Origin of the sequence: Bradyrhizobium valentinum (genome assembly GCF_001440405.1) — a bacterium.
In the GTDB taxonomy this organism is placed as follows: Bacteria; Pseudomonadota; Alphaproteobacteria; order Rhizobiales; family Xanthobacteraceae; genus Bradyrhizobium; species Bradyrhizobium valentinum.
In genome coordinates, this window is sequence record NZ_LLXX01000173.1 from 81,858 (window position 1) to 95,979 (window position 14,122).

Sequence of the window (14,122 nt, forward strand, 5' to 3'; positions counted from 1 at the left end):
AAATGGAAAAGCAGGTCATCTTCCGCGACTACATGGAGCAGCAGGCGCAGGATCACAATGACATCCAGACCTATAGCCGTGCCGCGCTCGACCATCTCGTCGCCGATGCCGTCACCGCGACGCGCCGCTATGCGGGCTTCAACGTCGTCAAGACCGCGCAGACCGAAATCCAGATCGCGCCCGGCCGGTTCTATGATGTCGCGGGCGCGGTGTTCCTGCGCTCATCGACCACGGTGCAATCGCTGATCGCCTCGCTGCCTGCGGTCGCGCAGCGCAAGGTGCTGATCTCGGTGTTCGGCTCGGAAAACGAGACCGATGTCGAGGAACGCGATTTTCTGGTCGATGTCGATACCGGGCGCACCGAGCCCGACGCCGTCGCCACCACGCGCTCGCGCGACGCGGTCATTGCGATCACGGCCGGGACGGAAAGCTCCGACCCGCAGGCTCCGGCAACGCCTATCGGCCATGCCGCGATTGCCTATGTGACGCTCGATCCGACGCAAGTCGTCTCGGTGCAGATGCTCGGCGAATTTCAGGTGGCATCGACCGAAGTGCTCGACACGAGGGCCGATGCGCTGGAGACCTTCCGCGACCAGATCGGCCCGCGCGTTGCCTCCCTCGCGTCCGATCTGGCGGCGCTCGCCGCGCTGATCCGCGCGAGCGCCAGCCAATTCGATGTCGGCATGCTGTTCCGCGATCTCGCCGAGGTGAAGGAGAAGGTCGGGCTGCCCGCGACCTATTCGCAATATGGCGCGGACTACTTCATCGAACCGTCCGACAGCGACATCGATGACGGTCAGTCGCTCGGCTATGACGCGCTGACCGAAATGGGCGCGCGCTTCGCGGCGGCCAATTCCGACATCTTCGAAATCTCGCTGTTCTCGGCCAATGATCCCAACGCCGCCTATCAGGGCGGCCTGTTGCTGCCGAAGTACACCAGCGAGGTGAAGCTGACGGTCAACGCCTATCACGACGATCTCGGCATCGCGCAGTACGGCTATCAGACCTATGAGCTTGTCGAGCGCAAGATCAAGAAAGAACGCCTGCGCTACGGCGGCGGTTACACCCAATGCACCAACGGTGCCATTCTTCGCTCGCAGCAGGGTGAAGTGGCACCGTGGTGGTTGCCGAACTTCCAGACCTTTCAGCAGACCACCGTGCAGCGGCATGGTTTCATCCAGGTCGATAATTGGTGGCACGACACTTGGACCGAAAGCTATTGGGAACTGGAGACCATCGATCACACCATCACGGGCGCGCAGATCGCGCAGACGTTCCTGGTGGCGAACGATATGTGGGCGACGCGGCTCGGCTTCTACGTCACCGCCAAGGCGGCGCAGGAGAACATCGTTGTGTCGCTCTGCGAAGTCACCAACGGCATGCCCGATCTGGACAAGGTGATCTTGCATCAGGTTCACAACGCGGCCTCCATCGTGGTCGGCTGGAACAGGGTGGACATCGTCCCGACGTTCCTTGAGCGCGGCAAGCGCTATGCCATCGTGCTGACATCGAACGCCAACCATCGCATCGGCATGGCCTACGGCCAGAGGTATCTCGACGGCACGTTCTTCTATTCGACCGATGGCGCGTACTACCTCGGCGACCTGATGAAGGACATGCTGTTCGAGGTCTGGGGCGCGAAGTTCAATGCGGCGCAGGCGACGATTGAGTTCGCGCCGATCAATCTCGATGGCGGGTTGCGCAACATCGACATCACCGCTGGCACTATCGTCCCGGCGTCGTGCGAGATGATTTATGAGATGCGGCCGAACGGCTCGGGTGAGTGGCAGCCGCTGACGGTGACCAATGTGAGCGCCTTGAACGGAGCGCCGCCGCTGTGCCAATTCCGCGCGCGCTTCATCGGCACGCGCGACGTGCAGGCGGGCCTGATGCTGACCGGCTCGCGGGTCTACGTCTCGCGGCCAAAGACGGCGTTCAAGCACATCTCGGAAGCGCAGACCTTGGCGACGCCCAGCTCCAACATCTATGTCCGGTGCATGCTGGAGCGGTTCGATGAGACGCCGCATGACTTCACCTGCAAGCTGCGGGTCGGTGCCGCCGATGTCGATCCGGTCAGCGTGGTCGATGAAGTGATCGACGCCAACCTGAAGCGGATCAACCGAACCTTCCGCTTCACTCCGGCATCGACCGCGAACTTCACCATCCAGATGATCGCCGCGACCAACTCGCCCGCCAACGTGTTTCACGTTGCGGCGCGGACGTTCTGGTCGCTGTAAACGGAAAGAGAGAGGGTCAACATGGAAACGATCAAGCCGATGGAGAAGCTGCCGAAGTTCGAGGACGGCAAGCTGTACGAGATCAAGGTCAGCCGCACGGTCGAGGTCGGGCCAGAGCTGATGGCGCGACCGTCAAGCCCGAAAATCGTCGTCGCCGGTCAGGTCGCGCGCGATCTCGGTGATGTCGTGATCTGGGCAAAGAAGGTCTGACCGAATGCGCCGGTACGACGCCTATAGGATCGAGCGCAACGACAACCTCGCCGCGCCCGAATTCTGGAACACGCGGTTTCAGGATATCGACCTGCGGCTGGCGACGCGCGAGAACGACGCGGAGCGGATCGACAATGCGGTCGATGATCTGGAACGGGTCGCATTGCAGCGGCTCAACGACACATTCACGCCGCTGATCATCGAGGCGCAGGACCGGCTCAACTCGCTCGGCGCATCGTTCTCGGCGGAAAGCTTCACGCCGCTGGAGATCGGGCTGGGGCCGAGGTCGTTCATCCTCACCGAGGAGAGCGCGGAGAACTACGTCTACACCGACTATGTCAAGGCGCGGTCGGCGGCGGACGGCGCGCGCTACATGCTGGGTGAGGTGGTCTCGTTCGACCGGGCGACCAAGCTGCTCGAAATCAGCGTCGATGAAGTCGGCGGCAGCGGCACCGTCAATGACTGGCTGATCCGGGTCGGTGCGCCGCCCGATCTGACGCATGCTGCGCGGAAAGACAATCCGCATGAAGTGACGGCGGCGCAGGTCGGCGCGTGGACGACTGCCGAGGCTGCGGCGGCGATTGCGGCGGCGATTGCGGCGATCCCCGGCGTTGACCTGTCGTCACGGCTGGCGCGCGATCAGAACCTTGCCGATCTGCTCGATGTGGCAGCGGCGCGCACGGCGCTCGGGCTGAAGCTGCTCGCGACGCAGGACACGGTCGGCTGGAGTCAGCTCGCGGCCAACATCTTCGCGACGGCGGCGAACTTCCGCGCCAAGGCGGCGAACAAGCTCCTTACCGCTGAAGCGGTGTGGGATGCGGCAATGCTGGTCACGCTGCCGGAGCAGTCCGGCACGATCACGCTCGATCTATCGACCGGAGTGAACTTTTGGCTGCCACTCAATGGCAGCATCACGCTGCTAAACCCGATCAACGGGAAGAACGGCCAATCGGGCTGCATCTATATCTATCAGGGCAGCGGCGCGGGGCGCACCGTCTCCTATGGCAATCTGTGGTATCCGATCAACGCGCAGTATCCGGCGCTGTCAACGGCCACCGGGGCGTCGAACTATCTGACCTATCAGTACACCGGAAACCTGTTCGCCTTTACCGGCGGCAAGCTGACGGGCTGAGCTGATGGCATTGGCCGCGCGCAAGCCCTCGCACCTGTTGGTGCCAGAGCGGCGCGTGCTGATCCCGCAGCGGCGCGTCTTGCGACCGCGTCATGCGCTTCCAGGCATTGCGCCGCTGCCAGTGGTCGCGAGGCCGCCGGTCACGCCCGGTTCGACGAACTACACGACGCCGGGCACCTATAGCTTCACGGTGCCGCACTTTAATTCGTTCTTCGCCGACGTGCGCGGAGCGAGTGGCGGCGGTGGCGGTGTCTTCTTGACCGGCCCGTATTCCACTGATGGCACGGCAGGCGGCTACAGCTACTTCAATGCCCCAACCGGAAACTTGGTTGGCTACGGCGGAGGTGGCGGAGGTCGCGCTTATTACCATGCCGAAGCCCCTAGTGAATGGGAGTACTACGACTACAGCGTGCGTCAAGGCGCTAACGGCGCGCACGGAACGGGCGTGAACGGTGACTACAACGGGACCGGCGACGCAACGTCGGGCGGTGCCGGAGCATACACCTATAACGGCGAGTTTCGCGGCGGTGCAGGCGGCAACGGCGCTCGTGCTTACCGCACCTGGCTCTATGGATCGGCGCTAACGCCGGGTTCGACAATCACAGTCGTGGTGGGAGCGCGCGGTTCGTCGGGACAATCCGAAACGAACCCGGCACTCCAAGGCAACTTCGCCCAAGCCCAGTACGGCGTCAATGGCGCTGTCTATCTCTCTTGGAGCTAAAAGCATGAGGTTCGTTCGCGAGACATCGCCGGACGTGTTCACCGAACTCGGTCTCGACACGGTCATTGTCATTGCCGAGAACGGCGTGCCGGTCGTCAAGCATCCGCCGCAGGTCTGGCAGTCATGGCCGCCTGAAGATCAGGAAGCGGTCGGCATCTTCGAGGTTGTCCCGTTCGCGCCGCCGCCCGGAAAGCAGACCATCGGCGAGCCGCGCATTGAGCGCATCGATGGCGTCGTGTCCGAAGTCTATGACACGGTCGATCTGCCGCCGGTTGCGACCCCGCCGAAAACGGTCGCCGCTGCATTCAACATCAAAATCGTTGACGGCTGGATACCCACCATCGACGGCATGTTCAACATCGGCGCGGCGATCTATCTCGATGTCGGGCTTTACATGCTGTTCTTCGTCGAAGCGCAGCCCGACACGAATTATTTCGCGTTGATCACGGGCGATGCGCCAGTCAAGCGCGTTGGCGAGGCGACAGTCGAGTATTTCACGATTGAAGTGAAAGACGGACCTGATGGCAGCGGGTTCGATCCTGCCAGCCTGTCCGTTCAAGTCATGAGGATCGAACCGTGACGGAGGCGAAGATGGGTCGGCTTGTTTGTTTCGTTAAGATCAGCGGCCAGGATCAGTTGAAGGTGCTCACGACCATGCCCGGCACCGCGCCCTACATGGTGCGCAATTTGTGCGTCGGCAAACCGTACTGGTATTGGGAGACGATCCCGCTCGGCAGCGTGGTCGGTGCCGACTTCACCAACGCGCCAATCGGTACTGCGAACGTGCAAATCAATCAGCAGAACATGGCCGCCATCACGGCGAGACCGGAGGACGTGCTGATCTACGATCCGCCGCTCGACGCTTGAGCAGATCGGCGCGGCGCTAACCAACGGGAAACTTGGAGGTCCATCAATGGCGGTCAATCCCAATTTCGGCTTTTCGTTCATTCGGGAGGCGAACGAACCCGCGCCGCCGTCGAATGCAATCATGTCGGTGGTCGGGCTCTGCGGCCCGGCCACCAAGAAGGCGACGGTCGATCAGACCGAGTTCGACGCGGCGTTCCCGCTCAATGTGCCGGTCATGTTCACTTCGACCGATGCCACCGCGCAACTGATCGAGCCGACCAGCCGGATCGGTGACGCGCTGAGCGCGATCAATTCCCAGCTCGGGCGGATGCAGCGCTCGGCGCGCGTGATCTACGTTCGCACCGAGGAGGACGCCGACGCCGACGCCACCAAGCGCTACTGGAACACGGTCTCGAACATCATCGGCAACTCGGTTGGCGGCACCGGCATCTGGGCCTTCAAGCGCGCGGGTGCGGTGTGCGGCGCTTATCCGCGACTGGTCTGCGTGCCCGGCTTCACCGACCGCATGCCGAATGGCGTCGCCAGCATCACGGTCACCGCGCCAGGCGCAAACTACAACGGCCAGCCGACCGTGAGCGCGGCCGGGGCCAACGGTTCCGGGTTCGTCGGCGAGGTCGTCTTGGGCACGGGCGCGGACGCGGGCAAGGTCATGAGCATCCGCGTGCTGTCGCCCGGGAACTATACCGCGCCTCCGGTGCTCACCATCGAGCCGCAGGACGGCGAGGACGGCAACGGTGATCCCTTTACCGGCGCTGGCGCGACGGCCACCGCGACGCTGGACGCGCTCGCCAACCCGATTGCGGCGACGTTGCCAGCGGTGCTCAACTCTTATCTCGGCGTCGCCGTGATCGACGCGCCGCCGAGCACCGAGGCCGCCGCGCTCGACTATCGCGAGACCTTGTCGTCGAACCGGCTGATCATCGTTGATCCCGACGTGAAGGTGCTGGAGAACGGCGTTGTCGTGCACAAGCCCGCCAGCCCGCGCATCATCGGCGTCGCGGTGCGCCGTGACTTCGAATATGAGGGCCGCCCGTTCCATTCATGGGCGAACCAGCCGATCTATGGCATCGTCGGGCCGGGAAGGAACATCGAGTTCTCGCTGACCGATGGCGCGACCGAGGGTCAGGATTTGCTCGGTCACCAGATCGGGCCGATTGTGCGCGGCGAGACCGGCGACGATTTCGCGATTGCCGAAGGCGGTTTCGTCTTTGTGGGTTACGAGAACGTCGGCGAGGATGCGGTCTGGCAACAGTACCACAAGGTGCGAGGCCGCGATTTCATCGAGCTGACCGTGCTGCGAACGCTGCGGTACTACCTCGGCAAGTTCAACCTGACCACGCACACGATCCAGACCGTCGTCAATGTGGTCGGCAACCTCCTCAACATCGCGCAGAGCAAGGGCGACATTCTCGGCTATCTGTGCCGGTTCGATCCGGACCAGAACAATCCCGACGATCTGAGGACCGGCAAGATTTACGTCGATGCCCGGTTCGAGGAAGCGCCGATGTTCCGGCTGGCGACGATCCTGTCGCGACCGCACCGCCCGGCGCTTGAACAGACCATCGCGACGCTGACGGCATCGACCGTGCTGACCGAAGCCGTCCAGTAGTCGCCAACCCGCTCGCCAGAAGGAAACGATCATGTCCAATGTGTTGCTGCTCGAAGCCGTGTCGCTGTTCCTCGGCGATGCGGACCCGACCAAGTCCAAGCATCTGTCGCTGACATCGCTGACGCTGCCGACGCTCGAATATCAGACCGTCGATCACAACCCGGGCGGCGGCTCGGGGCAGATTTCGTTCTCGATGAATTCGATCAACAAGATCGAGCCGACATTCAAGATCGCGGGCTTCGATCCCGAGGGCTTCAAGCTGTTCGCCATCGGCTCCAACGCGGTGAACAACGTCACCGCCTATGGGGTTATCCGCGACAAGCGCGAGGGCCGCGCGCTGCAAGGCAAGGCGGTGTTTCGCGGCTCCATCGGCAAGCTGACGCCGGATGCGTTCACGCGCGGCAGCGAATTCGGCCACGACTATTCGATGATCGAGGTCTCGCACTATGAGCTGTGGGTCGGCGGCGTCGAATGGTGGACATGGGATTTCTGGACCACGCCGCGACCGCGCGTCTTTGGCGTCGAGGACCGCGAGTACATGGCCATGCTCGGTCTGGTCTGACCGGGAGGAGTCATCATGAAGTGGCACGTCGATGTTCACATTCACCAACCCGGCGGCTCCGAGGGTATCGACGAAATTCGGGGTCAGATCAGAGAGATCGCGCGAATGGTCGCCGGTCTCGTAGTTATGGAGCGACACAACATGCGAACGTTGGACGAAACCATTGCCGAGGTTCAGGCCCAAGGCACGCAGGTCGATGGCCTTATCACCTTGACGCTCTCGCTGCGGCAGCAGCTCGGCGACGCGCTGTCGGGCGCAAGTCTGCCGCCCGACGTGCAGGCCAAGGTCGATGCCGTGTTCGACGGCGTCGCGGCGAACAATGCCAAGATCGTCGCTGCGCTGACAACGACGCCGGAGGGCGACCCGGCCCCGGTCGGCGAAGAACCGCAAGCCGGCGCGTAAATGGACCAGCGCGTGTATCCATCGGATATCGCGCCGGAGGGCTTCACGCCATCGGGCGAACGCGACCCTGATCCCATGGGCGCGTTCGCTCCATCCTCCTCGCTGACCGACGATGACGAACCTTCACCGGAACCCACACAACAGCCCCCGTGGCCGGGTGAGGAGGAGCCGTCGCCGGTCGGCGGGACCGCGAAGGAAGCGGAGCCCGAGCCCGCGCCGCCGCGACCGAACGTCGAGTATGTCGGCGTCGGCGGCCAGCGCAGGCACATGCTGCTTTGCCCGCTCAAGATCGAGGGGAAAATGCTGCGCCACGTCACCATCGCGCCGCCCGCGCTATGGGATGTCCAGGATTTCCTCGCCGGTCGGATCAGGAGCAATTTCGAGATGGCGTCGCGAATGACCGGCATCGACGGCGTGGCGCTCGGCGCGCTGAAATGGCCGGATGCCGATATCGTCCTGCAGATCGTCACCGACATGCTGCCGGAATTCATCCGCGACGCGATTGAGAGAGCCGCAGGCACGTAATGGCGACACGATCATCCACGTTGCTGATGCAACTGATCGACGGGGTCACCGGCCCGGCGGCGCAGATTTCCGGCGCGCTCAACAAGACCGAGCGGGCGGCGCAAAGACTTGGCAAGGGGCTCGGCCCGGCCGGAATGCTCGGCACCAGCATGGGCAGGCTCGGCGGGCTGGCGGCGGGCTATATCGGCATGCAGCAGGCCGTCGAGTCGGTGCAGATGTTCGCCAAGCGCGAGCGCGATCTGGAGCGCATCGGCATCGCGGCGGGGGAGAGCGCGGCGGCGATCAATATGGCGCGTCAGCAGCTCTACAAGGTGGCGCAGGAATTCGCCTTGCCGCGCGAGGAAGTCGAGGCGGCCTATGCCGACATCGTCGCGGGCGGCGATACGCTCAATGAAGCGATGCAGCAAATGCCGCAGGCGGCGATGGCTGCGCAGGCCTATGGCATGAACATCAAGGACGTCGCCAACGTCAACCGCGTCATGGTCGGCCAGATGGGCCTGTCGCAGGACCGCCTCGTCGCCGCATGGGATGCGATTGCAGCGGCGTCGCACAAGGGCAACGTCACGGTGAAGGATTTCGCCGCCGGTCTGCCCAACATCATGGCGCAGGTCGCGCGCGTGGGCGGCAGCGGCGAGAAAACGTTCGAGAAGGCGTTGGCGCTCGCCGAAGCCATCTCCCCAGCCTACAAGGACGGCGCTGGCGCGATCAACGCGGTCGGCGCTGCCTACGAGGCCATGGCGAACAAAAAGACGATTGCCGCGCTCCAGAAGGCGGGCGTCAACCTGCCGAAAGAGTTGGCGCGCGCGGCCAAGGAGGGCAAAGACCCGCTCGAAAGGTTCTTCACCATCATGAAGAGCATGACCAGGGGCGACTGGTCGAAGATCGGAATGATCACGCAGAACGAGGAGCTGCAAACCTTCCTGTATGCGCTCGATCAGGCGCGCGGCAAGCTGCGCGGCATTCAGGCCGACGTTAAGATGGGCGGCGGCGAGACCGCAGCGGCGAATGAGCGCATCTTGGGCGGCACGCAGGCGAAGCTGGAGCGGCTGGCGACTTCATGGAAAGAATTCAAGGAGAGTTTCGGGCAGGGTCTCGCCGATTTCCAAATCCCGGAGGGGTTGCGCATACTGGCCTCGATGCTGCGCGAGGCGGGCGAGGGTTACCGCTATCTGCGCGAGCACGGCAGCACGCCAAAGGCCCAGACCGAGGCGATGCAAAAGCGGCACGCGGAATTGGGCCTGAGCCCGGAGGAGAGCAAGGCGCGCGAACAAGCGGACAGGGAATTGAAGCTGGCGCAGGAGGACTACGAGCGGGGCAAGCGCTCATTGTTCCCCCAGCCCGCTTACCGCAAGAAAGAGGAGGAGAGGTTGCGGCGCGCGCGGGATGCCGTCCATCACTTCACCGTGCGCGATGCGGAGATCGAGGCGGCGGCGCGCGCAAAAGAGATGGAAGAGGCGAGGAGCATATTCCCGAAAGGCCCGCCAATGCTGCCGCGAGCGCGCCCGGCTGGTGCAGGCCCGCCAGCATCGGCCTCGCCGTTCACTGGCGGCGCGGCGGCGGTGCCGTTCACCGCGCCCGAAATGGCGCAGCTCGGCGCGCAGGCGGGCTCAAGCTTCGCTCAGTCGTTCGCCGATAGCGCTGCGCAGCTCTCGCCGAGGGTTGCCGGTCTGCGCGCGGAGATCGAGGCCATGCTGCGCAACATCCCGATCACGTTCTCGGTGCAGACGCCAAACATCAGCATGAACGGCATCAAGGCTGACGGCGCGAACCATCTCGGACGGGCGTCACCATAATGCTGCTACAGGTCGGGCCGCTGCAATTCTCCATCGCGCCGATGAACGCGCACGAGATCACGCGCGAGGCGGCCACCGACTATGCCAAGAAGGAAGTCGTCGGCCGCCGCAAGATTTACGAGCATGTCGGCGAGGGCGACGACAAAAGGACCATCCAGGGCAAACTGTTTCCGCTCAAGACCGGCGGCGCGGGCGCGCTCCAATTGCTGCACACCATGCGCGAGACCGGCTCGCCGCAATACTGCATGCGCGGCGACGGCTACGCGATGGGCTGGTTTGTCATCATGAACGTCAACGAAACGCACCGCCATCTGTCGCCCGATGGCGTCGGGCAGGAAATCGACGTGACCATTACGCTGGAGCGCGCGGATAGCCCGGGCGCGATGGGCGCGTTCATGTCGTTGTTCGGGCTTGCGCCATGACCACGGGCGAGATCGTCACCATCAGGGGCGAGGCCATTACGCTCGACCGCTACATCACGCGCAAGCTGCGGAGCTATCAGCCCGGCTATCTGGAGCGGGTGCTTGACGTGAACCCGGGGCTGGCGGCGCTCGGCGTCGTCTTGCCGGTCGGAACGAGGTTCGTCCTGCCGCCGTTGACGCCGCAGGAGATGGACGCGGCAATCGAGGTGGTCAAGCTTTGGGAATGATCGATGGCAATCGTCGAGGCGACGCAGTTCTTCGTCTACGTCGCAGGCTCTGATGTCTCGACCCGGTTCGCGTCCCGCCTGATCAAGCTGACGGTCACCGACACGGCGGGCCGGAACGCGGATACCGCGACGATTGAGCTGGACGATACCTATGGCTCGATTGGCATGCCGCAGGAGAAGGCGTCAGTCATCGTCGCGCTCGGCACCAGCGACGGCGGCGTGATGCAGGTGTTCGACGGCGTTGTCGATGACGTGAACCACATCTTTGATCGCGGTGCCGGTCGGCGGATCACCGTCGAGGCGAAGTCGGCCGATACCCACGGCAAGCAGAAAGAAGAACAGACCATCCACAACGACGACAAGTCGGTGCAGGACGCGGTCAAGGAGGCCGCGCAAAAGGCGGGCGTCGAGATGTCGTTCCCGAGCGGGCTCGGCAATGAAAAGCGCAAGTACATTGCGCAGGATCATGAAAGCTTCCTGCACTTCGCCGAGCGCATGGCCCGCGAGGTCGGCGCGACCTTCAAGATGATCGGCGGCAAGCGCGGCGTCTTTCTCGACCGCAACTCCGGCAAGACGGTCGGCGGCGGCGCGGTCGGCAACGTCACCGCGCAGGTCGGCAAGAACCTGATCACGTCCCGCATTTCGCCGATCCTGTCGCGGCCCGCCTTCGCCGATGTCCGGGCGCGCTGGTACGACGTCAAGAAGGCGAAGTGGATGGAGGAGAAAGTCCAGATCGAGGGCGATGGCGGCGGCAAGTCGGAGGACGTGGCCGCGCACATCCGCCATTCGAAGTTTGATGCCGCCGAAGGCAAGGAGCACGGCAAGTCCGCTGGCAAGGAGAGCAGTCGCGACAAGGGGTCAGGGACGGTCGTCATCGACGGCAATCCGGCGGCGCGCGCCGAAGGCATCTGCACCGTGGTCGGCGTGCGCCCGGGCGTCGATGGGGCGTACATCATCGACAATGCGAAACATGAGCTGGCGCGCGGCTCCGGTTATCGGACAACGCTGACGCTCAAACGTCCCGGCGGCGAGGCGGGGAAAGATAGCCGCAAGGCAGGCAAGAGCAGCGGTGGCGGCAAAGGGACCGGCGGCGGCGGCGAAACACAATGGCCTAACGAGTTCGATTGAGGTGGCCCATGGCAGTCAGCCTTGCGAAGTTGAGAGACGCAAATTTGCGGCGCTGGACAGCGGCCACTCTGACGCGCGCATCGGAGTTCGCGCCCGTTGCCAAGCGATTGGTCGCAGCGAAAGCCAGATATGAGGCGGTCTCGGCGCGAACCGGCATCCCGTGGCCTTTCATCGCCGTCACCCATCAGCGCGAAAGCTCGCAGAGCTGGTCGCGAAGTCTGGCGCAGGGTGATCCGTGGGATCAGGTTTCAACGCACGTTCCGAAGGGGCGGGGACCGTTCAAGTCGTGGGAAGATGCGGCTTATGACGCGCTGGTCAATTGCCACCCCTATGCTTCACGCAACAAGGACTGGAGTATCGCTGGCACGTTGACCAAGCTGGAAGAGTACAATGGTCTCGGCTACGCGATGAAGGGCATTCCATCGCCCTATCTCTGGTCGGGGACCGATCAATATAAATCCGGCAAGTATGTTCGCGACGGCGTGTTCGATGCGAACACGGTAGACAGGCAGCTCGGCTGCGCCGGTCTGCTGATGGTGATCATGCAGCTTGATCCTTCCATCAAGTTTGGCACCGCACCGCCAACTGTCGCGCAAAATACCGCAACCGGGGCCATTGTCGCCGGGGCCGTTGTCGGTGCGCAACAGGCGCATGCGTCGGGATTTTCGCTTGGCACCGCCATCACGATAGCCGCAATCGGCATAGGTGCTGCCGGGGTCGTCTGGCTGCTCTGGCACTTGTACAGGAATAGAGCATGACAAAAACGTCGGTTTGGAATTGGTTCGTCAATTCCGGCACCATCGTCTGGGCGCGCGTTCAAATCATCGTTGGCATCATCTGGAGCGTGCTGGTCGTCACCGATCTATCGCCGCTGCTTGCGCCGAAATGGCTCACCCTCTGGCTGATCTTCAGCGGCATCGTCACCGAGGCGGTGCGGCGCAGCGGCACGGTGACAGTCGAGCAGGTCAAGCCGGACGGTGAGGTCGCAAAGGTCTTGGCCCCAGCGCCGCCCGAGCCGCCGCTGGCGGGTTAGATCATGCTCGCGGGATGGCTCACAGGGCCGATCATCGGCGCAATCTTCAAGCCGGTCATCGACGGGCTGCTGACTGCGCAAAAGCAGAAGCTCGATGCGGCGGGGAGCCGCGATGCCGTCGTTGCCGATCTCGCAAAGCGGCAAGTCGATCTCGACAAGCGCGAGGCCGAGGTCAATGCCGCTGTCGTCATCGCCGAGCAGGGCCATTGGTATACGCGCAGCGTCCGGCCAACGCTTGGCTGGATCGTGATTATCTTGCTCGGGAAGATATTGCTTTACGACAAGGCGTTCGGGCAGTGGACCGGCGGCCATACCGATCCGCTCGATCCAAGGCTATGGAGCGTGGTGATGGCGATCATCATCTCGTACATGGGCGGCAGGTCTGCCGAGAAGATCGCCGACAAGATCGCGGGCGTGTTCCGGAAAGAGAAGTAGCCCTTGCGCAGGGGAGTGGCGGTTGGAACATTTGACCGCATTCATCGTCACTGGCGGCTTCGTCCTCACGGTCGGCGGCATCATCGTCGCGATCACGCGCAACGTGGACCGGATCAGGTTCGATGCCGAGGCGAAGATCGCCGAGGCCGTCTCCCGCGAGCGGGCCACGCTTTTCGAGACCATCACCAAGGCCGAGGACAAATTCCAGGCCGATCAGGACACGCAGGACTCACGGTTCGGCGAAGTCAACAAGGCGCTCCGGCAGTATATCACCGATCTGGAAAAGAAGGTCTTTCAGGTCGAGATTTGGGCGCGCGACCGCTTCGCGACCAAGGATGAACTGTCGGCAGCGGAGGTGCGCCAGCACGCCTTGGCGCTCGCGGAGGTCATCAAGGACGTGCGCCATATCAAGCGGAATTTCGAGCTGCACCAGCAGATCTACAAAGACCTGAATGACCAAGTGATCCGGCTGGAAAAGGATGTCGAGCGATTGAACAAGGCCGTCAACGGCAAGCACTGAGGGACCACGCCTCCCCGGTCCCTATTGGCCCCGCTTCGGCGGGCTTTTTTTATGCCTTGATGAAAGACGAGGGGCCGGATAAGCATGAGTATCCGACCCCTGCGCCATCAGCGGCCTTGGCCCGAGCTTTAGCCGCCGATCTCCTCAACTACCTCGCGCGTCGTCAGTCTGACAAGGCGAACCTTCTTGCCGCTCATCAGCGCGATCTCGCGCGCCCATGGCCTCAAGGCTTCGAGCCGCGCCAGCGCGTTGCGGCGGATGGTGGCGAGAGTACCCATGAGCTAGATATGGGGTTGCGC

Annotated in this window: 19 protein-coding genes; 18 read left to right on the forward strand and 1 reads right to left on the reverse strand. The window is 63.4% G+C overall.

The window, feature by feature from the left end:
• The first annotated feature begins 2 nt into the window (after positions 1-2).
• From CP49_RS31070 to CP49_RS31155, 18 genes are read left to right on the forward strand one after another with little or no spacing between them, the layout of a single operon-like run.
• Positions 3-2,237 (forward strand): hypothetical protein, encoded by a 2,235-nt coding sequence (locus CP49_RS31070; RefSeq protein WP_057853932.1) that lies wholly within the window; start codon positions 3-5, stop codon positions 2,235-2,237.
• A 21-nt stretch (positions 2,238-2,258) separates the two neighbouring features.
• Complete coding sequence (locus CP49_RS31075) at positions 2,259-2,447, forward strand: hypothetical protein (protein ID WP_057853933.1); 189 nt, start codon at positions 2,259-2,261, stop codon at positions 2,445-2,447.
• A 4-nt stretch (positions 2,448-2,451) separates the two neighbouring features.
• Positions 2,452-3,579 carry a hypothetical protein gene (locus CP49_RS31080; protein ID WP_057853934.1) on the forward strand — a complete coding sequence of 376 codons (1,128 nt, stop codon included), beginning with the start codon at positions 2,452-2,454 and terminating at the stop codon, positions 3,577-3,579.
• 4 nt (positions 3,580-3,583) lie between these two features.
• Positions 3,584-4,300 carry a hypothetical protein gene (locus tag CP49_RS31085; protein ID WP_057853935.1) on the forward strand — a complete coding sequence of 239 codons (717 nt, stop codon included), beginning with the start codon at positions 3,584-3,586 and terminating at the stop codon, positions 4,298-4,300.
• Positions 4,301-4,304: 4 nt separating this feature from the next.
• On the forward strand, positions 4,305-4,880 hold the full coding sequence (locus tag CP49_RS31090; protein WP_057853936.1) for a hypothetical protein: 576 nt from the start codon (positions 4,305-4,307) through the stop codon (positions 4,878-4,880).
• Positions 4,881-4,891: 11 nt separating this feature from the next.
• Complete coding sequence (locus CP49_RS31095) at positions 4,892-5,167, forward strand: hypothetical protein (protein ID WP_156438758.1); 276 nt, start codon at positions 4,892-4,894, stop codon at positions 5,165-5,167.
• Positions 5,168-5,213: 46 nt separating this feature from the next.
• Positions 5,214-6,776, forward strand: coding sequence for a phage tail sheath protein (locus tag CP49_RS31100; RefSeq protein WP_057853938.1), 1,563 nt, complete (start codon positions 5,214-5,216; stop codon positions 6,774-6,776).
• A 31-nt stretch (positions 6,777-6,807) separates the two neighbouring features.
• Positions 6,808-7,338, forward strand: a complete 531-nt coding sequence (locus tag CP49_RS31105) for a phage major tail tube protein (RefSeq protein WP_057853939.1) — start codon at positions 6,808-6,810, stop codon at positions 7,336-7,338.
• 15 nt (positions 7,339-7,353) lie between these two features.
• Positions 7,354-7,740: a hypothetical protein gene (locus CP49_RS31110; RefSeq protein WP_057853940.1), complete on the forward strand. Its 387-nt coding sequence runs from the start codon at positions 7,354-7,356 to the stop codon at positions 7,738-7,740.
• Positions 7,741-8,265, forward strand: coding sequence for a hypothetical protein (locus CP49_RS31115; protein WP_057853941.1), 525 nt, complete (start codon positions 7,741-7,743; stop codon positions 8,263-8,265).
• Positions 8,265-10,058 carry a phage tail tape measure protein gene (locus CP49_RS31120; protein WP_057853942.1) on the forward strand — a complete coding sequence of 598 codons (1,794 nt, stop codon included), beginning with the start codon at positions 8,265-8,267 and terminating at the stop codon, positions 10,056-10,058. The genes CP49_RS31115 and CP49_RS31120 overlap by 1 nt, the downstream gene beginning before the upstream one ends.
• Entirely contained in the window at positions 10,058-10,480 is a 423-nt protein-coding gene (locus CP49_RS31125) for a phage tail protein (protein ID WP_057853943.1), read from the forward strand. Before CP49_RS31120 ends, CP49_RS31125 begins: the two co-directional genes overlap by 1 nt.
• The gene (locus CP49_RS31130; RefSeq protein ID WP_057853944.1) at positions 10,477-10,707 is read left to right on the forward strand and encodes a tail protein X; all 231 of its coding nucleotides are present in this window, start codon (positions 10,477-10,479) and stop codon (positions 10,705-10,707) included. The genes CP49_RS31125 and CP49_RS31130 overlap by 4 nt, the downstream gene beginning before the upstream one ends.
• 3 nt (positions 10,708-10,710) lie before the next feature.
• Positions 10,711-11,835 carry a phage late control D family protein gene (locus tag CP49_RS31135; protein WP_057853945.1) on the forward strand — a complete coding sequence of 375 codons (1,125 nt, stop codon included), beginning with the start codon at positions 10,711-10,713 and terminating at the stop codon, positions 11,833-11,835.
• A gap of 8 nt (positions 11,836-11,843) precedes the next feature.
• Positions 11,844-12,593 (forward strand): hypothetical protein, encoded by a 750-nt coding sequence (locus tag CP49_RS46400; RefSeq protein ID WP_197423291.1) that lies wholly within the window; start codon positions 11,844-11,846, stop codon positions 12,591-12,593.
• The gene (locus CP49_RS31145; RefSeq protein WP_057853946.1) at positions 12,590-12,868 is read left to right on the forward strand and encodes a hypothetical protein; all 279 of its coding nucleotides are present in this window, start codon (positions 12,590-12,592) and stop codon (positions 12,866-12,868) included. The genes CP49_RS46400 and CP49_RS31145 overlap by 4 nt, the downstream gene beginning before the upstream one ends.
• Positions 12,869-12,871: 3 nt before the next feature.
• The gene (locus CP49_RS31150) at positions 12,872-13,303 is read left to right on the forward strand and encodes a 3TM-type holin (protein WP_057853947.1); all 432 of its coding nucleotides are present in this window, start codon (positions 12,872-12,874) and stop codon (positions 13,301-13,303) included.
• A 22-nt stretch (positions 13,304-13,325) separates the two neighbouring features.
• The gene (locus CP49_RS31155; protein ID WP_057853948.1) at positions 13,326-13,823 is read left to right on the forward strand and encodes a hypothetical protein; all 498 of its coding nucleotides are present in this window, start codon (positions 13,326-13,328) and stop codon (positions 13,821-13,823) included.
• A 128-nt stretch (positions 13,824-13,951) separates the two neighbouring features.
• Here the strand turns inward: CP49_RS31155 and CP49_RS45370 are convergent, their stop codons facing one another.
• Positions 13,952-14,101: a hypothetical protein gene (locus CP49_RS45370; protein WP_156438759.1), complete on the reverse strand. Its 150-nt coding sequence runs from the start codon at positions 14,099-14,101 to the stop codon at positions 13,952-13,954.
• Between the last annotated feature and the right edge of the window lie 21 nt (positions 14,102-14,122).